The 19,419-nt window shown below is 41.5% G+C and carries 18 protein-coding genes; 6 read left to right on the top strand and 12 right to left on the bottom strand.

What is annotated here, in order from left to right; translation table 11 throughout:
• Positions 1-28: 28 nt before the first annotated feature.
• Positions 29-1,054 carry a threonine aldolase family protein gene (locus AC4J95_RS14870; protein ID WP_316401109.1) on the top strand — a complete coding sequence of 342 codons (1,026 nt, stop codon included), beginning with the start codon at positions 29-31 and terminating at the stop codon, positions 1,052-1,054.
• A 181-nt stretch (positions 1,055-1,235) separates the two neighbouring features.
• Here AC4J95_RS14870 and AC4J95_RS14865 read toward each other — a convergent pair whose 3' ends face one another.
• Both AC4J95_RS14865 and AC4J95_RS14860 read right to left on the bottom strand, forming a co-directional pair.
• The gene (locus AC4J95_RS14865) at positions 1,236-2,795 is read right to left on the bottom strand and encodes a PucR family transcriptional regulator (RefSeq protein WP_494550545.1); all 1,560 of its coding nucleotides are present in this window, start codon (positions 2,793-2,795) and stop codon (positions 1,236-1,238) included.
• A 287-nt stretch (positions 2,796-3,082) separates the two neighbouring features.
• Positions 3,083-3,667, bottom strand: a complete 585-nt coding sequence (locus AC4J95_RS14860; protein WP_316401111.1) for an ATP-dependent Clp protease proteolytic subunit — start codon at positions 3,665-3,667, stop codon at positions 3,083-3,085.
• A gap of 271 nt (positions 3,668-3,938) precedes the next feature.
• Here AC4J95_RS14860 and AC4J95_RS14855 point away from each other — a divergent pair, with 271 nt between their 5' ends.
• The gene (locus AC4J95_RS14855) at positions 3,939-5,375 is read left to right on the top strand and encodes an amino acid permease (protein WP_494550544.1); all 1,437 of its coding nucleotides are present in this window, start codon (positions 3,939-3,941) and stop codon (positions 5,373-5,375) included.
• 152 nt (positions 5,376-5,527) lie between these two features.
• Complete coding sequence (locus tag AC4J95_RS14850; RefSeq protein WP_494550543.1) at positions 5,528-6,229, top strand: DUF554 domain-containing protein; 702 nt, start codon at positions 5,528-5,530, stop codon at positions 6,227-6,229.
• Between the two features lie 21 nt (positions 6,230-6,250).
• Here the strand turns inward: AC4J95_RS14850 and AC4J95_RS14845 are convergent, their stop codons facing one another.
• Positions 6,251-6,682 carry a GNAT family N-acetyltransferase gene (locus AC4J95_RS14845; protein ID WP_494550542.1) on the bottom strand — a complete coding sequence of 144 codons (432 nt, stop codon included), beginning with the start codon at positions 6,680-6,682 and terminating at the stop codon, positions 6,251-6,253.
• A 180-nt stretch (positions 6,683-6,862) separates the two neighbouring features.
• Between AC4J95_RS14845 and AC4J95_RS14840 the strand changes: the two genes are divergently transcribed.
• The 3 genes from AC4J95_RS14840 (at position 6,863) to AC4J95_RS14830 (ending at position 11,697) form a co-directional block, all read left to right on the top strand.
• The gene (locus AC4J95_RS14840; protein ID WP_494550541.1) at positions 6,863-7,603 is read left to right on the top strand and encodes a class I SAM-dependent methyltransferase; all 741 of its coding nucleotides are present in this window, start codon (positions 6,863-6,865) and stop codon (positions 7,601-7,603) included.
• Between the two features lie 19 nt (positions 7,604-7,622).
• A complete protein-coding gene (gene pepA / locus AC4J95_RS14835; protein WP_494550540.1) occupies positions 7,623-8,696 on the top strand; it encodes a glutamyl aminopeptidase in 1,074 nt (357 codons plus the stop codon).
• Between the two features lie 331 nt (positions 8,697-9,027).
• Positions 9,028-11,697 (top strand): cation-translocating P-type ATPase, encoded by a 2,670-nt coding sequence (locus AC4J95_RS14830; RefSeq protein ID WP_494550539.1) that lies wholly within the window; start codon positions 9,028-9,030, stop codon positions 11,695-11,697.
• Positions 11,698-11,751: 54 nt separating this feature from the next.
• Here AC4J95_RS14830 and AC4J95_RS14825 read toward each other — a convergent pair whose 3' ends face one another.
• From AC4J95_RS14825 to AC4J95_RS14785, 9 genes are all read right to left on the bottom strand, one after another.
• Positions 11,752-12,483, bottom strand: a complete 732-nt coding sequence (locus AC4J95_RS14825) for an amino acid ABC transporter ATP-binding protein (protein ID WP_494550538.1) — start codon at positions 12,481-12,483, stop codon at positions 11,752-11,754.
• Between the two features lie 11 nt (positions 12,484-12,494).
• On the bottom strand, positions 12,495-13,148 hold the full coding sequence (locus AC4J95_RS14820) for an amino acid ABC transporter permease (protein ID WP_494550537.1): 654 nt from the start codon (positions 13,146-13,148) through the stop codon (positions 12,495-12,497).
• An 18-nt stretch (positions 13,149-13,166) separates the two neighbouring features.
• Positions 13,167-13,943, bottom strand: coding sequence for an amino acid ABC transporter substrate-binding protein (locus AC4J95_RS14815; protein ID WP_494550536.1), 777 nt, complete (start codon positions 13,941-13,943; stop codon positions 13,167-13,169).
• Position 13,944: 1 nt separating this feature from the next.
• Positions 13,945-15,087: a cystathionine gamma-synthase gene (locus AC4J95_RS14810; protein WP_494550535.1), complete on the bottom strand. Its 1,143-nt coding sequence runs from the start codon at positions 15,085-15,087 to the stop codon at positions 13,945-13,947.
• Between the two features lie 628 nt (positions 15,088-15,715).
• A complete protein-coding gene (gene dapB / locus AC4J95_RS14805) occupies positions 15,716-16,516 on the bottom strand; it encodes a 4-hydroxy-tetrahydrodipicolinate reductase (RefSeq protein WP_494550534.1) in 801 nt (266 codons plus the stop codon).
• 139 nt (positions 16,517-16,655) lie between these two features.
• A complete protein-coding gene (locus AC4J95_RS14800) occupies positions 16,656-17,171 on the bottom strand; it encodes a hypothetical protein (RefSeq protein ID WP_494550533.1) in 516 nt (171 codons plus the stop codon).
• A 48-nt stretch (positions 17,172-17,219) separates the two neighbouring features.
• Positions 17,220-17,678 (bottom strand): hypothetical protein, encoded by a 459-nt coding sequence (locus tag AC4J95_RS14795; RefSeq protein ID WP_494550532.1) that lies wholly within the window; start codon positions 17,676-17,678, stop codon positions 17,220-17,222.
• A gap of 370 nt (positions 17,679-18,048) precedes the next feature.
• Positions 18,049-18,693: a hypothetical protein gene (locus AC4J95_RS14790; RefSeq protein ID WP_494550531.1), complete on the bottom strand. Its 645-nt coding sequence runs from the start codon at positions 18,691-18,693 to the stop codon at positions 18,049-18,051.
• Between the two features lie 151 nt (positions 18,694-18,844).
• Entirely contained in the window at positions 18,845-19,405 is a 561-nt protein-coding gene (locus AC4J95_RS14785; RefSeq protein WP_494550530.1) for a glucose-6-phosphate isomerase family protein, read from the bottom strand.
• Between the last annotated feature and the right edge of the window lie 14 nt (positions 19,406-19,419).

Genomic DNA, 19,419 nt, shown 5'->3' with positions numbered 1-19,419 from the left:
AACGAAACAGCAACGGAAGGAGCTCTTTATGTTAAATTTTGAAAGCGATTATTTAGAAGGTGCCCATGAAAAGATTCTACAGCGTTTACTTGAAACCAATGAAGAAAAACTAAGTGGCTATGGTCGAGATAAGTATTCAGCTTCCGCTGTCGAAAAAATTCGACAAGCCTGTTTATGCCCTGAGGCAGATGTCTATTTCATCGCTGGCGGCACAATGACCAATGCGTTAGTCATCGCCTCTTTATTGAAAAAGATCGAAGGCGTGATCGCTCCTGAAACAGGACACATCACAACCCATGAAACAGGCGCGATCGAATTTTCTGGGCATAAGGTGTTGAGTCTGCCGCAAAACAATGGAAAAATTTCCGCACAGCAGATTCGGAATTACCTTGAGCAATTTTGGGCAGATGATAATCGCGAGTTCATGGTTTTCCCGGGAATGGTCTACTTATCTCATCCAACAGAGTATGGCACCTTGTATTCCAAAGAAGAATTGAAAAACATCTCTGAAGTCTGTCGCGAATATAAAATCCCGCTCTTTATGGATGGTGCCCGTTTAGGCTATGGGCTAGCCAGTCCAGAATCGGACTTGACCTTGCCGCTGATCGCGGAATACTGTGATGTCTTTTATATCGGCGGGACCAAAGTCGGAGCTTTATTAGGAGAAGCTATCGTTTTTACGAAAAATAATTTACCAGAATATTTTATCGCTCATATGAAACAACAGGGCGCACTGTTAGCCAAAGGACGACTGCTGGGACTGCAATTCGACACTTTATTTACAGATCAGTTGTATTTTGAGATCAGTAAGCATGCGATCGACATGGCGATGCGCTTGAAAAAAGGACTGGCTGAAAAAAATTACCGCTTCTATTTGGAATCGCCTACCAATCAGCAGTTCATCATCCTGGAGAATAGCCAAATGGAAGAACTGAAAAAATCTGTGGCCTTTGGTTTCTGGGAACAATACGATGACACCCATACCGTAATTCGTTTTGCGACTAGCTGGGCTACAAAGGAAGCAGACATTGATGCGTTATTAGCGCTCTTATAAGGCAGTCATTTTTCCATGCCCATGGAACAGTGAGTTTGAGTTTCGCCTCGCATGTCATTGTACTAAACCACCTAGTCATTAGTTTTGTTCAGTGTATGTGACTTCACTTCAAACCTACTAAACTACGAAAGACATAACCAAAAAGTAGCAACCACATTTTCGGGTCGCTACTTTTTGCATTCTATAGACTGATTAAACGATAGGTCAAGCAGGCAACATAGCATTCATAGCTCTCAGAAAAACGCATAACATTGTAGCCTAACGCCTCACTGATCTTTTTGATTCGATATTTCACCGTATTTTTATGGATAAACAGCTGCTCGCTGCATACTTGAAAATCAGCGCCAGCATCCAACAGAAAGCTGCATAACGTCATCAGTTGCTCCTTGCTATCCATGATCGGTGCTAGTACACTCAAGGTTTCTTCCACTTCGGCTTCCCCAGCTTGGATCAGCTTAGTGGCATAGGCGACTTGGCGAATCTCGCTGATGGAAAAGCTCTTCTTTCCATGGAATAACTTCGGCAGCTGCAACGCGACTTTATTGACTAATTGATAGGTCATTCGCACATCCGTAGTATTCCGCAGTCGTGGACACAAGACGATACTGTCGATCGAGTCCTGATAAGGACTGGCCTGAAGGTAAGCTTCTCCCAGCTCCAATTCGGAATCATTATGGCAGTAATTTCCTAGTAATACGATCAGCTGATCATCAATTAATTGGGCCACACACGTTTTGTAAAACTTAGTGGCATACGCCAGAATATCTTCCTTCAGCTTCTTTTCTTCTCTAAGATCATTCAATTGCAGCAGCCACATCAGACCGATCCCTTTGACATCGATCTTCAAATGATTGGCTAAGCGATACATTTTTTCGCTTTCATCATTCAAGATGGCCTGCACCAAGGCATACTCGCTGACTTCACCATGCTTCTTGCCCCACAAATTCATCGCGACTTGAAGCAGCTCGACCGATTGTCCACACTCGGCTTCGGTTAATAGCTCATGCTCCTTCAATAAATAAAAACGCAGGACGCCATTTTCCTTGTGGTAAAGCTCCTTGTAAAAAATCCCAAAATCATTTTTTTCTACTTGCTTGCCATCCTCTACTACGACTCTACGCAGCAATCTTTCCAGATCAACGGAAGAATTCCGCGGCCATTTGATCTGATTGATCACTTCATTATCTGGATTGGTCAAAATAATGTTGGTGCGCAAAAGATCGGAAAGCAGCCGTAAAGTCACTTCCACAGTCCGCAGATGCTCCGGCAGCAACGAGGCCTTTTCTAGAACTTCATTAACGATGTTTTCTGTTGGACGAGCCTTCAAAATTTCTGCCGTGACCTCAACGATCACCTCGCTGTAGCGAATCTGACTTTGATTTTTCGGCATTTGAATGATCACAAAATCTAACTCCTCCGCCGTTTGGATCACTTTGGATGATAGCTTGGGTACCACGATCCCTACGTAATAGAGAATGATCCCCATCTCGCCCATTTTATGTAACCGACGAATCGTTTCGCATTGCTTCGTTACGTCGTCTTTGATGTTGAAAAAAGAAGTCAGCGCCAGCTCACCGGAGTGATATTCATTGGTTTCAAGCAAAGCCGCATAATCATCCATATCTGATATATCCAAGAAAGACAAGGATGTCACCGTTTGATTTAAGCAATTTTGTCCACTCATTAGTTGAGCTTCACGCAAAGAAGGCAATCCTAATAACTCTTTTAATTTAGCACCCAAATTTATTCCTCCTTAAAATTTTCACATCAAAATTTATTTTTCTTCTAACATTAGCAGATTCACATTTTCTTGTCTATCGGTTTTTCTCAAAAGTAGGAAAATGACTCACGAAAAATGATCATTCCCTTCTGTTTCCTGTTTTTACTACTTTTAAACCTAAAAACGGTAATTAGTTGTCTGGCTGCTCTGGTTTAACAAAAAAACACCTAAAACAGAAATTCATTCTGCTCTAGGTGTTCACTATTGTTTCTGCCAGTCTGATTGATAGCAGTCACGATCACTTTTTACTATTTGATTGCTGTGTCAGATTCAACGATTTTTCCGACGATGCCGTAATCTTTGGCTTCTTCTGCTGATAACCAGAAATTACGATCCGTATCTTTTTCAATTTGTTCCAGAGTTTGACCAGTTGCTTTAGCGATCAATTTGTTCACCCGTTTACGCATGCGCAAAATTTCTTTGGCTTCGATCTGGATCTCCGTCGATTGACCTTGAACGCCCCCCGCTGGTTGATGGATCATGTAACGAGTATTCGGCAGGCTGTAACGATTTCTTTTATCCGCTGCTAAATAAATCGTAATCCCAGCACTTGCGACCCAACCGGTTCCGATTACTTTTACTTTTGGTTTAATGAAGCGGATCATGTCATGGATTGTGTCGCCAGACTCTACGTGACCACCTTGACTGTTGATAAACATCGTAATCGGTTCGTCACTAACTGCGGATAAATAAAGCAATTGTTCCGTCACTGTCTTTGCCAGATCTTGATTGATCTCACCATAAATCAAAATTGTCCGCTGCTTTAACAATTTTAACATCATCGGATTTTTTTCTTCTGATTTCTCTTCTTCTTCGGCTAAAAATTCATTCATATGAACGCCCTCCTTTTCTACTATACCAGTATAGCCAAAAAAATCGGGATTGAACAGAAAGAGCTTTCAAATGGCGGATTCTGTCCCAAAAATGAATCTATGCTAAACTATCAATGAAAAACAGTTTTTTGTTGGCATTATTTATTTTTTTATGGGATGATAGATCGTATTTTGTGAACAGAAAGGGGAGCTTCGTGGGGTATCGAAATAAGCCTCCATCATTAGCTCTGACGAAATCATTTGCCTAAACTATTTTGAAGGAGCATTTTATATGATCGAGGAAAAGAAAAGTTTTATCTCATGGCCTGTGCTAGCCATGATGTCGTTTGTCACCGTCATCGGATTTGATGATATTATTTATAACTTCGCCAATCAGGGCTTGGGAGTCATTACTTCTTGGATAATTTTACTGCTATTATATGTGATTCCTTACTCGCTGATGGTTGGACAGCTGGGATCGGTTTTTAACCATGAAGGTGGTGGACTGACCTCATGGGTTCGAGGAACTAGCGGTGATCGCTTGGGTTATTTCACGGCGTGGACTTATTGGGCGGCGTCGATCCCTTACGTCGTCGATACCGCAAATGCTGTCGTCGTCGGCTTCGGCTGGCTAGTAAACGGCAACGATTCAATGGAAGACAAAATGTCTAATTCGATGTTCGCGCTATTGACCTTCTGTGTCTTTTTAGCCTTCATTTTCCTGCAACGCCATTTTAAAAAATCGTTGGAAGTATTGAGTACTTTAGGCGGCGGGGCCATGTTCATCATGGCGATTTTGTTCGTCTTCATGACCTTTGCTTCCCTATTTATGCCAAATGGGCACATTGAAACACAGCCGATGAATCTGGGAGCGGTCATTCCGAAATTTGATCTCCATTATCTAACCACGATCGGGCTGTTGATCTATGCTATTAATGGTGCGGAACTAGTTGCTCCATTCGTGACCCGGATGCGCAAGCCACAAAGGGAATTTCCAAAAGCGATGATCATGCTGACGGTGATGACCATCTTCTTGACGGTCTTTGGTTCATTTTCTTTAGGTGTCTTCTTTAACGCCCATCATTTGCCAAATAATCTAAAAATGAATGGCTCGTATTATGCCTTTCAGCGTTTAGGAGAATTCTTCCATTTAGGCAACTCCTTGATGTACGTTTTTGCAGTCACGCAAATTATCTATATGTGTGCCCTGCTAGCTGTCCTGCTAGACGCCATGACCCGCATGCTGATCTCCGATACCGGAAAACAGTTCATGCCGAAGAATTTAACCAAGCTGAATGCGGAGGGTTTACCTATCAATGGGTATATTTTAACAACTGCTTTGAGCGCCTTCATTCTATTATTAGGCGTCTTCTTACCCGAGATGAATGACATCTTCAACTGGCTGTTAAATCTAAACGGTATTATTTCTCCCGGTGTCACGTGTTGGATTTTCTACGCCTTTATTCGGATTCGTTTAGATAGTCAAAAATTTCAATCAGACTATGTCTTTATCAAGAATGATCGGATGGCCGTCTTTGTTGGCGGCTGGTGTCTGGCGGTTACCGTCATTGCTACTTTGTTCGGTATCCTGCCGCAGGATGCCCCTTATGGCTCTAGTTTGTTCTGGCACGAACTAATCATTAACATTGTCGGCATCGTCGTATTAATTGGTTTAGGATTTATTATGCCGACCTTAGCCAAACGGGAACGTGAAAAGGCCGCGCAATAATCATTTGTCCAATAGACTGTAAACACTTCTTTTAATAGAAGTTGTTTGCAGTTTTTTTATTCCTATTCAAAAAAAATTCCACTCGTGGTAAGATGAGTGCTAAACAAGGTTTAATTATTTTCTAATGAATTTCATAGAAACGGGTGAGGGTTATGTTGTTGTTGGGGTCATTTGTCAACTTTCTGGCAATTGTTGCGGGGAGTTTATCTGGGATTGTTTTACGAAATATTACTGAGCAAACAAAGGAAACAGTAACGAAGGGGATTGCGTTAGGAACGATTGCTTTAGCGATCCAGATGTCGATGCAGACCACCTCTTTTACGATTATTATTATCAGCATTTGTTTAGGCGGAATGATCGGTGAATTTCTAAAAATCGAGGATTCCATGACCAATTTAGGTTTGCTTTTAGAAAAACGCTTTGCCCGCGGCAATGGCAATTTCGCGGAGGGTTTCGTGACTGCCACCTTGATTTATGTGATCGGCTCGATGGGTATCATTGGCGCGATTGAAAGTGGCGTAGCTGGCAACCACCAGACCTTATTTACTAAAGCGGTCATGGATGGCTTTATGTCGATTATGCTGACGGCGTCACTAGGCATCGGTGTGCTTTTTTCCGCCTTTCCAGTCTTGATCTATCAAGGAATCATCACGATTTTTGCCAGCTTTATTGTTCGCTATTTACCGCCGGAATTATTAGATAGCATCATGACCGAGATCAGTGCGATCGGCGGTTTGATGATCTTGGCGATCGGATTAAATGTCATGAAGCTGACCAAGATCCGCGTCTCGAATTATTTACCGGGAATTATCGTTTTAATTATCATCATGATCGTGCAATATTACTACTTTTAAAAAAGCAGGCGAGTGAAAAAATCACACTCCCCTGCTTATTCTTTTGACCAAATAATACTTCGTCGTACCAACCATCGGAACATCCTTCAGTTCCCCAAAAACTTCGAAGCCGTTCTTTAAATAGAAACCTAATGCTTGGTAAGCTTTGGTGGTTAAGGTAATCGTCTTTACAGCTTCGCGTACTGCTTGATCTTCCATCGCTTGCATCAGCTTGGAACCGACACCCAATTTCTGGTACATATCATCAACTCCCAACAAAGAGATATGTAACGTATCATATTGCCTTTTGCCCACAATCGCTCCCGCTAACTGATCCTCGACCCACGCGCCCAAAGCCCACGTTTCTTCCAATGATTCTGGCATCTCCTTCGCAAATTGCTGCTTGTGCTGCTGCTCAAAAATGTTATCTAAAAAGGGCATTAGCGCCTCTCTTTCACTCCGTTTAATTTCCATCCCTACACCTCTTTCCACATTCTATTCTAAAGAAGCTGTAAAGCAAATTGAAGTAGATTATGTCCAGAAGATCAAATTCCCCTTTTATTATACTGGTTGATGAAGAAATAAAAACTGAAATAGTTTTTATCTACGCTGTATCAATGTATACTGGATACGATCATTAGAAAGAAGGTTCTTATGTCTAACTATTTGAATGAACTCGAAACATTTTGGGATGAATTCGCCGAAGAGTATGAAGCCATCCAACAAGAATCCACGTTTCCGATCGCGGAAGATCTGCGGGACTTTTTACTAGAGGAAAACATTCTTCCCTGCCAGTCTTTTTTAGATCTCGCCGGCGGGTCAGGTCGTTACTTAACAGCCTTCCAAAAATACGTTAAGAAGTATGATCTCATGGATATCTCAAAGGAAATGCTGAAGCTGGCCGGAACGAAAGCTGATGAAAATGTTCAACTAATCAAGCAAGATCAAGAAACGTTTTTGCATCTGAACAAACATAGTTATGACATTGCTTTTACCGCAATGAATCCTGCTATACAGACTAAAGCAGAATTATTGGATTTCTGCCAAGTCAGTAAAAATTGGTGTCTCATTCTAAGAGTCGTAAAAGATGAAGATCAACTCTTCTCTTCCAACGAGGACAAGAATCCTGATTTATTATTAAACGAACGCTATAAAATATTCCTTACCGAGCTGGATATTACTTATCACACAAAAATTTTCTCCTACACAAAGCAAGAGGAAATCAGTCGTGATTTTTTCCAAGAATATTTTGCTGATGATTTTTCACCAGCAGAGTTAGCCGAAATCATTGAGACGATTTTCGGGAATGCACTACAAAAAAGCAATCAACAATTTCTCGACTTTGAATTGATTTATTTTAAAACACCAAAGGCTTATAATGAGAACGGATTTTAACTTTTGAGGAGGACCATTGATGGAAGAAAAAACATTTCAACGAATCAAAGAATTAACGGAGCTTCAAGGTACCAGCGGCTTTGAAGAAGATATTCGCAGCTACATGCGTGACGCTATCACACCCTTGGTGGATGATGTCGAGCAAGACGGTTTGGGTGGTATTTTCGGTCTGCGTCAAGCTGAGGAAAACAAACCACGTGTCATGGTAGCTGCTCACATGGACGAAGTCGGCTTCATGCTGACAGAAATTACTCCACGCGGATTATTTAAAGTCGTGCCATTAGGCGGCTGGAATCCTTATGTGGTTTCTGCTCAACGTTTTACTTTAAAAACTAGTAAAGGCAATTATCCGTGTATCTCCTCTTCCGTGCCGCCGCATTTATTACGGGGAACCAGCGGACAAGGTCAAATCAAAGTTGAAGATATTCTATTTGATGCCGGCTTTGAATCAAAAGAGGAAGCATTGGCATACGGCGTTTTGCCAGGTGATACGATCGTTCCCCAAACCGAAACAGTTAAAACCGCAAATGGCAAAAATATTATCAGTAAAGCATGGGATAACCGTTACGGCTGTACTGTGGTGCTAGAAGCCTTAGAGGCATTACAAAAAGAAACATTGGATTACACATTGATCGCTGGCGCCAACGTTCAAGAAGAAGTCGGCCTACGTGGGGCAAAACCAGCCGTTACAAAATTCCAACCAGATCTATTTTTCGCGGTAGACTGCTCTGCAGCGGATGATTTAGTGACAACCAATGGAACTTTCGGTCATTTAGGCGAAGGCACGCTCTTGCGTATCCAAGATCCCGGCATGATCCTGCTTCCTCGTTTACGAGAATATTTACTAGATACTGCCGAAACTCACAACATCCCTTACCAATACTTTGTTTCTAAAGGCGGAACTGATGCCGGTGCCGCGCATACTGCGAATGAAGGAATTCCAAGTACCGTGATTGGCGTTTGCGGACGCTATATCCATACCCACCAAACGATGTTCAGCATCGCTGATTTTGATGCTGCCCGGGAAATGCTGATCCAAGTTTTAAAAGGTTTGGACGAAAGCACGATCAAAACGATCATTGCCGGAAAATAGTCGCTTAAGAAAAATTAAATAACTTCAGGAAAATCGAGACTATCAAGGCTTTTCTAACTTATTTGATGACTTTATTTAGTAGAACCAGCATTTTTCTTGCAATCAAAAATCATTTCCGTTAAGATTTAAACATATTAATAACTCCTTAGGGGAGTAACCGGCAACGTTGTTGTTGTGATATCAACAGTAAGTTAACCAGCAGTGGTTTTCTGGTATCGTATGAAATGGTGAGACCTAAGACAAGTTTAAACACTTGCCTTGGGTCTCTTTTTGTTTATTCAGAATGTTGCCGCTGAGCTAAGTGAAATAAAAAATTATTGGGGGATAAAAATTGACGAAACACGCGTACCAACAAGAAACAGATGAATTAATGAAAGACTTGAACACTGTGCCAGAAGGTCTAAGTCCAGCAGAAGCCCAAAAGCGACTGCAGGAAAATGGTCCAAACCAACTAAAAGAAGCGAAGAAGAAATCCTCGTTGACCTTATTTTTAGAGACCTTCAAAGACGCGATGGTGATCGTGCTGTTGATCGTTGCTGTCGTTCAGATGATTATGGGCGCTCATGTCGAATCGATCGTCATCTTAGCCGTACTGCTATTGAACTCGGTTGTTAGTGTTATTCAGACGAAAAAGGCTGAGGGTTCACTGGATGCGTTGAAAAAGCTTTCCGCACCAGATGCCAGCGTTCTTCGCGGAGGACAAGAGCAAAGTATTCCTGCTAAAGATATCGTTACTGGTGACATCGTTATTCTGGAAGCTGGGGATTATGTGCCCGCCGATGGTCGATTATTAGAGGCAGGTTCACTGAAGGTCGATGAAGGCATGTTGACCGGTGAATCGACCCCTGCTGAAAAAGAGATCACAACATTGAGCAATTATGTCCCGATCGGTGATCGGGTCAATATGGTCTTCAGCGGAACGATCGTTACGTATGGTCGTGGAAAATTCTTAGTAACTGCTACTGGTAGTGAAACTGAGATTGGTCAGGTCGCTGGTTTACTAGAATCAACGACTGAACAAAAAACACCGCTGCAACGCGGATTGGATCGCTTCAGTAAGAAATTAAGTATAGCGATCTTGGTGCTATCTTTAGTGATCTTAGGTGTTCAATTACTGCGTGTTTTCTTAGACGGTTCAGCAGATATGACGCAAGACATCGTCAATGCCTTCATGTTCGCTGTTGCCGTTGCGGTGGCAGCGATTCCCGAAGCGCTGCAATCAATCGTCACAATTGTCCTTTCATTAGGAACAAAGAAAATGGCAAAGCAGCATGCGATCATTCGTAAACTGCCTGCTGTAGAGACATTAGGCTCAACAAGCATTATTTGTACCGATAAAACAGGTACACTGACCCAAAATAAAATGACTGTTGTGGATCACTTTTTAGCCGATGGTCAAAGCGGAGAATTTTCAAGTGATCCAAAGCAATGGGAAGCCGATGAGCAACGGTTGATCGAGATCAGCGTTCTTGCCAATGACGCAACGATCAGTGAAGATGGAACAAAACTAGGTGATCCAACTGAAATCGCATTGATCGACTATAGCGAAGAACAAAATCAATCGTACCGTGAATTGCGGGAGAAGTATCCCCGTGAAGCAGAGCTGCCTTTTGATTCTGATCGGAAATTAATGTCGACGCTTCATACGATCGATCAGCAGAAAACAATGGTGACAAAAGGCGGTCCTGATATCGTCTTTGAACGCAGCTCGAAAGTCTTGCTTGATGGGCAAGTCGTTGATTTTACTCCAGAGCTGAAATCGCGTTTCCAAAAACAAAACGAAGCCTTTTCTGAACGGGCACTGCGTGTTTTAGCCTTTGCTTATAAAGAAGTAACAACTGATGAATTAACGTTGGCTGATGAAGAAAATCTTGTTTTGGTCGGTTTACTAGCAATGATCGATCCGCCGCGGGAAGAAGTTTTCCAAGCGGTCGCTGATGCCAACTCAGCAGGTATTCAGACAGTGATGATCACTGGTGACCACAAGACAACTGCTGTGGCTATCGCTAAAGAGATCGGGATTTTCCAACAGGGTGACCTAGCATTGACTGGTGCTGAATTGGACCAGTTGAGTGAAGCAGAATTAGCCGATCAATTAGAACAAATCACTGTTTATGCACGTGTCTCACCGGAAAATAAAATCCGGATCGTTCGAGCTTGGCAGGTTAAGGGGAAAATTTCTGCCATGACTGGTGACGGCGTTAATGATGCCCCTGCCCTGAAGCAAGCCGATATTGGTATTGCGATGGGTACCGGAACGGATGTTGCCAAAGATGCTGCCGCCATGGTCTTGACTGACGATAACTTTGCCTCGATCATTAAAGCCGTTGAAGTTGGACGAAATGTTTTTGATAATATCAAAAAAGCCGTGGCTTATCTATTTGCTGGAAACTTAGGCGCGATCATTGCGATCGTCTTCGCTTTAGCAATCGGCTGGGCGAACCCCTTTACGGCTTTACAATTACTATTTATCAACTTAGTCAATGATTCGCTGCCGGCAATCGCTTTAGGGATGGAAAAAGCAGAGCCGACAATTATGAAGCGTCAGCCACGTGATCCAGACAGCGGAATCTTCACTGGGAAGACATTGATTTCTGTAACGTATCGTGGAATCTTGATCGCCATTGCCGTAATCACCGCCCAATGGATCGGAAACCTGCAATCAGCTGAAATGGGTGTTGCGATGGCCTTCTCAACCTTGATCTTAAGTCGGACATTACAGACTTTTGCAGCCCGTTCAAATACACAAACTTCCGTACAAGTTGGTTTGTTCTCTAATAAAATGGTCCTGCTTGCGATACTTGTTTGTGCCGGACTATTCAGTCTGACATTACTGCCAGGATTACGTGAAGTCTTTGCTATTCCAGCAGCCTTCGCCTTGAAGGAAATTGGTTTGGCACTCGCTTTAGCTACTTCAGCCGTTCTATTGATGGAAATCACGAAGATGGTCTTAGTGAAAGTCCAAGAACCAAAAGCAAAAGCCCAATTAAACAAATACTAAACAAGATCAACAACATGAAGAAAGCCGACATCAAATTCGATGTCGGCTTTTTGTTTATAGAAATTGCTGCAAGTAACGTTGGATACGAGGACTCTCACTTGCAAAAAAAGCTTGGCTGCTGCCATCAAACGTCACTTGTCTATCTTCTAGAAAAACAATGCGATCGGCAACTTTACGAGCAAATTCCAAATGATGAGTAACAACAATCTGGCCATTGCCTGACTCGGCTAAATCTTTGATAACCTGCAGAACTTCTTGTGCCAGCTCTGGATCGAGTGCACTAGTTGGTTCGTCATACAACATGAATTCCGGCTCCATTGCCAATGCTCGAGCAATCGCAACCCGTTGCATTTGTCCACCAGATAATTGTTTCGGATGCTCTGACGCTTTGTCTAACAAGCCGACTTTTGTCAGAAGCTGTTCTGCTTGTTCTCGTGCTTGATTTTTCGAAATTTTCTTCACCTGCGTAGGACCTTCCATGACGTTTTGAATCACTGTCAAGTGGGGAAAAAGGTTATACGCTTGAAAAACGATACTAAAATGACCTCGATATTCTTTTAATTGCCGAAAGGACAAATTCTGCGGAAAAGAAAGATCATCCTGACCGATTTTGATCCGACCACTGTCAGGCATTTCCAATAAATCAATTGAACGCAGCAAGGTACTTTTCCCTGAGCCCGATGGTCCTAAAATGACGGTTGTCTCTCCGGGCTGAAACGTCAAATCAATTTCTTTTAACACTTGGGTATCGTCAAAGCTTTTATTTAATTTTTCAATTGTTAACATCGTGCTTCCTCCTAATAGACCATCCGTTTTTCAAGTACGGACTGCAGATAATTCAAGAAGGTACAAAAGACCAGATAATAGACCGCCACCATGCTATATAGCAACAATGGCTCGTAAGTTCGAGCAGCGATGCGTTGGGCGGTCATAAAAATCTCAACAATTGTGATGCTGGCTGCCAATGACGTATCCTTTACCAAACTAACAAAGTTATTAGACAACGGCGGCAAAGCAATCTTAAAAGCCTGCGGTGCAATAATGCGATACAAAATCTGCCAACGGCTCATTCCCAGTGAAGCAGCCGATTCATATTGACCTTGAGGAATCGCAAGTAATGCGGAACGAATGTTTTCAGAAGCATACGCGCCAGTATTTAATGAGAATGTTAAAATCGCCGCTGTCCAAGCATCCATTTGGATTCCCACGGAAGGGAGCCCAAAAAAGACAATAAACAACTGAACTAGTAACGGAGTTCCGCGGAAGATCCATACATAGAGAAAGAAAATCCCATTCAGAATACGGTTCTTTGAAATCCGTGCTAAAGCTGTAATCAATGCCAAAACCATTCCTAATGCAAAAGAGATTAGGGTCAACGGAATCGTCATTTTTAACAGTGCCCAAAACAACGGAACCGCCGAGCTTTGAATAATTTCAATCATTCGTTCCATTTTACTTACTCCTCCCCTCTATTTAGAAATATCCTTATTGAAATACTTTTCTGACAGCTTTGTCAATGTACCATCGGCTTCTAATTCTTTAATGGCTTTATCAACTTTTTCAGCTAATTTTTCATCGCCTTTATGGAACATTGCAGCTACTTCGGTTGCTTCATCCGAGGTTTTCACAATTTTAATTGGTGCATCTGGCTTTTGTTTTAGATAGTCATAATAAGTTACATCATCGTTCAATGTCGCATCTGCACGTTTGTCACTGACTAATTCTACTGCCTTGCTAAAGCCATCAACACTGGATATTTCAGCTCCAAGGTCTTCTGCCATTTGTGCATAGTTACTGGTCAATGATTGTGCAGACTTCTTCCCTTTCAAATCAGCGAAATCTTTGATCTCATTGTTGTCTTTATTGACAATCAACGCTGGATGAGAGATGGAATACGGTGTGCTAAACAAGTATTTTTCTTTTCTTTCAGGAGTGATCGATACTTGATTGAAAATCACATCAGATTTCTTCGCATCAAAAGCGGCTAACATCGAATCCCATGGAGCTTCAACGAATTTCACTTTGTAATCGATTTTCTTAGCAACTGCTTTGGCAACATCTACATCGTAGCCAGTGAGCTTGTCATTATCATCTCGATAAGAAAACGGAGAGTATGTTCCCTCTGTTCCGACCCGCAAAATATTTTTTGAACCTGCTTCATTATTGTCAGCTTTAGACTGGCAGCCTGCCAAAAACAAGACCCCTACGACTAATAAACTGGCAACTGCGATCATTGATTTTTTCATTTTATTCTTTCCCTTCTAATGCTTGGCTTAAATCATGCTTCAAATCTTCGATATCTTCTATTCCAACCGATAAACGGATTAAGCCATCCTTTATTCCAGAGGCTTCGCGTTTTTCTTTAGGAATCGATGCATGGGTCATCACGGCTGGAACTTCGATCAAACTTTCCACTCCGCCTAAACTTTCGGCTAAAGTAATGACTTCTAACGCTTCAACAAACTCCGCTACTTTTGTCTCATCCACCAATTCAAAGGCAACCATCCCACCGAAGCCGCGCATTTGTTTTGCGGCGATCTCATGACCGGCGTGATTATCTAACCCAGGATAGTATACGTTTGCTACGTCTGGATGAGAAACTAAATAGTTTGCGAGCGTTTCCGCATTCTTCTGATGAGCCTCCATCCTGACAGCTAAGGTTTTGATCCCTCTTTGCAGCAGCCAGCTATCTTGAGGCCCTAAGACACCGCCGATCGAATTTTGATAAAACCCGATTTTTTCGGCTAGTTCTTCTTTGTTTGTCGTTGCCAAACCAGCGACTAAATCACTATGTCCACCTAAATACTTTGTTCCGCTGTGCAAGACAATATCCGCACCTAGTGCTAATGGCTGTTGTAGATATGGTGTAGCGAAAGTGTTATCCACAATAGTTAATAGGTTGTGTGATTTCGCCCAAGCAGCACTTTTCTCTATATCGACTATTTTTAACAAAGGATTACTAGGTGTTTCTAGATAAAGAGCTTTCGTCTGATCTGTCCGCACCTCTTCAAGTTGGGCTAGATCACGGCTATCCACCATCGTATAACTTAACCCTAGCGGTTTGAATACTTTTTCTAATAAGCGGAAGGTTCCACCATAAACATCGTCACCTAAAATCAAATGATCTCCTGGTTGGAATAAGGATAACGTCGCATGAATTGCTGCCAAGCCAGAACCAAAGGCAAAGCCTTTCACACCGCCTTCAAGTTCGGCAATCAATTCCTCCAATGCCATGCGAGTTGGATTCCCAGAACGAGAATATTCGAAGTCACCTGGATGCCCTAATTTTGTTTGACGATAAGTCGATGTTTGATAGATCGGTACACTGACCGCTCCTGTCAGCGGATCTTCACTGATTCCTCCATGGATCAATTTGGTTGATAAATGCATCTTATTTCCTCCTGTTAGTAAGTTTTTCAGCGTTCATCTGTTAAGCAACAACACATAGCTGTTCCTCCTGTCTTGGAATTTTTAATCACTCTAGTCTGTGATAACAACAGCAGCTAGCTCAATGGATTTGAAATCATTTTTCTAAAAACCAGAAAAATGAAGTTATTTTCGTACGCATACGATCCGACTATACTTCCTGTACCTTATATGCCTCTAACCAATAGATTTTTCGTCACCTTTTACAAGTTGCGAAAAGCCGGACTCGCAAAAAAGAGGTGCAGCTATTAAAGCTGCACCTCTTGGGATCGTCTTAAATTAGAAGTTTCCTTCTTTTTTAAACGAGTTCAGAACAGTTAATAGACATGACAAATTCGTATGCTGCTTTTTTGCACCATACAACAACATGCTGATTCAACTGTTTGAAGATTCATAAAGTTCACAGTGTTGTTTGTCATGAGTCCTGACCTCCTTAAATGATTGAACTCAATTTAGCACTTAGAAAATGAGAAGTCAATTAATAAACTCTCCGAAGAAAGATAAAAAATCATCTCTAAAAAACTTTCTGCCTGAAAAAGCATGATTTTAAAGTCTTTCTCGTAAAGTTCAGATCACAGAAAAATTTTTCATGTCACAGCTTCAATACATCTGAAACAGAGTAATAGCCCGATGATTGCTTGGCTAAGAAGATCGCGCAATCACAAGCCCCTTTGGCAAAGCCCCGCCAATCCGTTGAATGGTGACTGATTTCCAAGCGCTCGCCAAAGCCACCCAAGAAAACCGTATGACTGCTGGGGGTGTCTCCCATTCGAACAGAGTGAAAGCCGATCGTTCTCGGTTTACGTTCTCCTGCTCCTTCTCGACCATAAACTGCAAAATCTGAAAGCTCCGCACCTAATTCCCGTGCAATCAACTCACCCATTTCTCTTGCTGTACCACTCGGCGCATCCTTTTTCCAACGATCATGCATTTCTACAATCTCAATATCTGTTTCCTCACCGATCGCAGAAGTTGCTAGTTGCAGCAACTTGTTCATAACATTGACCAGCTTAGAAGTATTTGCGGCATAAAGCATCGGTATTGTTTCCCCAGCTTCTCGAAATAAATCCATTTCATCTGAACTAAAGCCAGTCGTTCCACAGACTAAGGCCTTCTTATACTCTTTGGCTAAACGTAAAACCTCAAGTCCCATTTCTTTTGTGGAAAAATCAATGATAACATCGCATGCTTCAATTACTTCCGTTAAATCATCTACAACAGGTACACCAATTTCACGACCAAGTAAGGTCACCTGACCTAAGTCTTGTCCAATATAGTCACGATCTTTTGGTGCTACTCCTGCCACTAGCGCTAGCTCCTTGCTATCAGCGGCAATCTGCGTGATAAAGCGCCCCATTTTTCCACGCGGTCCAACAATAATTGTATTGATCAATTTCTTCCCCTCCTGGATCATTAGTAAAACGATTTCAAAAATAGTTTATCATGTAAGAGGAAACAACTTGCGAAATCTTTTCGATATTTTACTAAAATTCCTTTTGCTGAAGAAAGGTGCTGTCGGAATAGAACCATTATTAACGCTTTTTCCGTTTCTTCCTTGATTCGCCTTTCTTTTTACGGCCCTGTGGTGTCTTTTTATACAACTCTTGCTCATGATCTTTTTTCTCTTGTTTTTTACTCTTCGGCTTCTTAAGATTAATTTTCATTTTCTCATATGCGGAAAGGGCCATAGCGGGCTTCTCTGTAGGCGATGTCGCTTTTTCTTTAGTCAAAGTTCCGATATTGCTGGTGCCAGGCAGTTGATTAGTTGTTGTATTAGAATTTTCGTCAATACTGGTACTAATAGCAGTCGGTTTTACCTTCATATCTGTTTTTTCATTGTCATCATTTAAAAAATCGTCATCATCAAGAAAAACCAAGGCATCATCTGCTGCTAAATCAGCTGTATCTTGATCGGATTCATCCTGAACTTTTTCCTTTTTCACAAGTGATTTGCGTGTACAATTGACGATATCGGATTTTTCCAGCTTTACAAACCGACGTACGTCATTTTTTCGAAAGATTGTCAACATCGTGAGCAGCTTCAACATAGCATCAGCCTTCTCTATAGCGATATTCGGATCAGCATCGCTTAAGTTCTAGGTATGCAGTTTGCCACTGGCATCTTCAAAAACGGAGATAATCTTATATTGCTGCCCATCTAGTTCCTCAATGGCGGTCGTTTGAGCGTATAAATAGTCTTTATAGGGACGAAGCGCAGCTTCCAACTTACGAAATTCCTTTGGATGCTTGAACATTCTGGCTTTGACCTGCTCCCACTCAGCTGGTGCAAAATACAGTTCAAAAAATGGACAAAATTTACGCAGCATTCTCGTTGGCTCCGCATGTAGAAATATTTCCCTAATCTGCTCTGGAAAAAGCAGTTGGAAATCCCCGATCACTAATGAATTTCTCACCATGATTGCTACCGCATATTCCACTAACAATGCCGCATTCTTCGTTTCTTGGTAAAATTTTATGATAGATTTTTCAAGATTTGTCCTCTTCATTCCAAAAATTTTCCTTTGAGTAATCTGTGTTTTTGCTGTAGTCATCATAATTGTACTTCCTTTCTCCAAAAAATGATTTCTAATTTTTCGCCATAAGAGGCGATTCTATTCTCTTAATGTCCTATACAGAAATAAGATACTCAAACGAAACAGAATTACTTCCACATATTGAAAAAAATTCAAATAACTCATTAAATCATTAGGGGAAAATACATAGGAGAACGAATTTAAATAACGCAAACTATATATTCATATAGCATTTTTCACCTTCAAAAAAAGACACCCAGCAGAGTTAGCTGAATGTCGAAGAACCAGTACTAATAATTTGAAATAATCTTTTTCTGTCAAAATTTCCATTACATTCCTACTGTAAACGATAAGTCCCTTTTATGACGATCGTCCGTATTGTCATAAATGATCAGAAGAACATTCGTAAGAACGACCACAAGTAACGCAATAAACGAAACAAAATAAACAGTAGAAAAATATTTCCTAAAATGAAGCTGACCGCATTTCCGGCGCTCGCCTTCAAGTTACTCAAGGTAAAGCGGCGTAAAAAGCGTGGTACAGAGCTGTAGCCATTGCGTTTCAGACGGAATTTTTCCTCATATGTAAGATCAAGCATATCGTAATAAACGATTTGCAACGGTTCCCGCGAAAAGAACGCCTTAGCAAAGCCAACCATCATCGTATATTGCTTGTTATTGGAAGGCAAGTTGCGCACATTTTTCTTATTAATCCGAACCTTTTCATCATCCATCACGTTGTAGCTATATTCTTCTTCTTGAATTTTTTGAATCTTAACTTCCGGCTGATTTTCTTCCAGAAAAGCTTGATAAACCTCCGGAAACTTTTGCTTTTCCAAAAAAAGATAGACTATCAAAGCTGCCAACAGTACCATCAATAAAACATTCAAAAATAAATTATCACGGAAAATCCCGCTATAAGCCATAATAATAGCTAATGCAACTACACTAATCGTAATCCGTTTCCAATAATAATTCTGATACATGATTTTGATCGTGCGTTCATAATATTCAAAATCCGATGCAGCAAAGTTCATCGACCTCATCCCCTTTGTAACTCTCTTACGTTTAGTATAGCGGAGCGACAGACCGCTGTCAGTCGATTTAATTTATTCGCTGAAAAAGCAAAGTGAGTTTAAAACTATCTTAAAGAAGCTGAATCAGCATTTTTGCCGATCCAGCTTCTTTCTAACTATTCTTTTTAATAACAGCCATCCCTGTTGAATCTCGGAAGACCCTTTGCGGGAACATTTCTTCTGGCGGTGCATAGTCATGGCCTGATTCTGTTTGCCAGCAGGCCGAAACCGATAGCATTTCTGTTCCAGTATTAATCAAACGGTGAGCCATATTTCTAGGAATATAGTGGACAGAGCCTGGAATAACTTCTTCCAATTTTGTCTCGCCATTTTCTGTCATCATTAGTAGCCCATGTCCTTGCAAGCCAAAATAGTATTCACCTGTATCTCGTTTTTCATGAAAGTGTCCTTTTGTCAGGAAATATTCTTTGCCCACTACACCAGGATACAAATGGGTGATACCATAATAAAGTCCTCCGGGAGTTCCTTCGGCTAAACCATTATCTTGAAATTCAACCTGATACATCACCGTCTCTGGATCTAACTGTTGATAAGCTGCTGAATCAAAGAAGTAGCCAGCTAAGTCTTTTGCTCGGGTTTCTTTTTCTTTGATTCCTTTGCCTTCGAGCTTGAAGGTTTCCCCGTTATACATGACATTACTTTTTTTAATCATTGCGGACTCCTTAT

The organism is Enterococcus sp. GPZ-007 (assembly GCF_059374735.1).
Note: the sequence above shows the minus strand (reverse complement) of the source record. Positions and strands in the feature narration are given on the sequence as shown.

What these genes read in the sequence shown, in the direction of transcription:
- AC4J95_RS14820 (WP_494550537.1), bottom strand. Translation starts at nt 13,148, where the DNA reads ATGGAACGAATGATTGAAATTATTCAAAGCTCGGCGGTTCCGTTGTTT.
- AC4J95_RS14790 (WP_494550531.1), bottom strand. Translation starts at nt 18,693, where the DNA reads ATGAACTTTGCTGCATCGGATTTTGAATATTATGAACGCACGATCAAA.
- pepA (WP_494550540.1), top strand. Translation starts at nt 7,623, where the DNA reads ATGGAAGAAAAAACATTTCAACGAATCAAAGAATTAACGGAGCTTCAA.
- AC4J95_RS14825 (WP_494550538.1), bottom strand. Translation starts at nt 12,483, where the DNA reads ATGTTAACAATTGAAAAATTAAATAAAAGCTTTGACGATACCCAAGTG.
- AC4J95_RS14815 (WP_494550536.1), bottom strand. Translation starts at nt 13,943, where the DNA reads ATGAAAAAATCAATGATCGCAGTTGCCAGTTTATTAGTCGTAGGGGTC.
- AC4J95_RS14840 (WP_494550541.1), top strand. Translation starts at nt 6,863, where the DNA reads ATGTCTAACTATTTGAATGAACTCGAAACATTTTGGGATGAATTCGCC.
- AC4J95_RS14800 (WP_494550533.1), bottom strand. Translation starts at nt 17,171, where the DNA reads ATGTTGAAGCTGCTCACGATGTTGACAATCTTTCGAAAAAATGACGTA.
- AC4J95_RS14785 (WP_494550530.1), bottom strand. Translation starts at nt 19,405, where the DNA reads ATGATTAAAAAAAGTAATGTCATGTATAACGGGGAAACCTTCAAGCTC.
- AC4J95_RS14870 (WP_316401109.1), top strand. Translation starts at nt 29, where the DNA reads ATGTTAAATTTTGAAAGCGATTATTTAGAAGGTGCCCATGAAAAGATT.
- AC4J95_RS14845 (WP_494550542.1), bottom strand. Translation starts at nt 6,682, where the DNA reads ATGGAAATTAAACGGAGTGAAAGAGAGGCGCTAATGCCCTTTTTAGAT.
- AC4J95_RS14810 (WP_494550535.1), bottom strand. Translation starts at nt 15,087, where the DNA reads ATGCATTTATCAACCAAATTGATCCATGGAGGAATCAGTGAAGATCCG.
- AC4J95_RS14795 (WP_494550532.1), bottom strand. Translation starts at nt 17,678, where the DNA reads ATGATGACTACAGCAAAAACACAGATTACTCAAAGGAAAATTTTTGGA.
- AC4J95_RS14860 (WP_316401111.1), bottom strand. Translation starts at nt 3,667, where the DNA reads ATGAATGAATTTTTAGCCGAAGAAGAAGAGAAATCAGAAGAAAAAAAT.
- AC4J95_RS14855 (WP_494550544.1), top strand. Translation starts at nt 3,939, where the DNA reads ATGATCGAGGAAAAGAAAAGTTTTATCTCATGGCCTGTGCTAGCCATG.
- AC4J95_RS14850 (WP_494550543.1), top strand. Translation starts at nt 5,528, where the DNA reads ATGTTGTTGTTGGGGTCATTTGTCAACTTTCTGGCAATTGTTGCGGGG.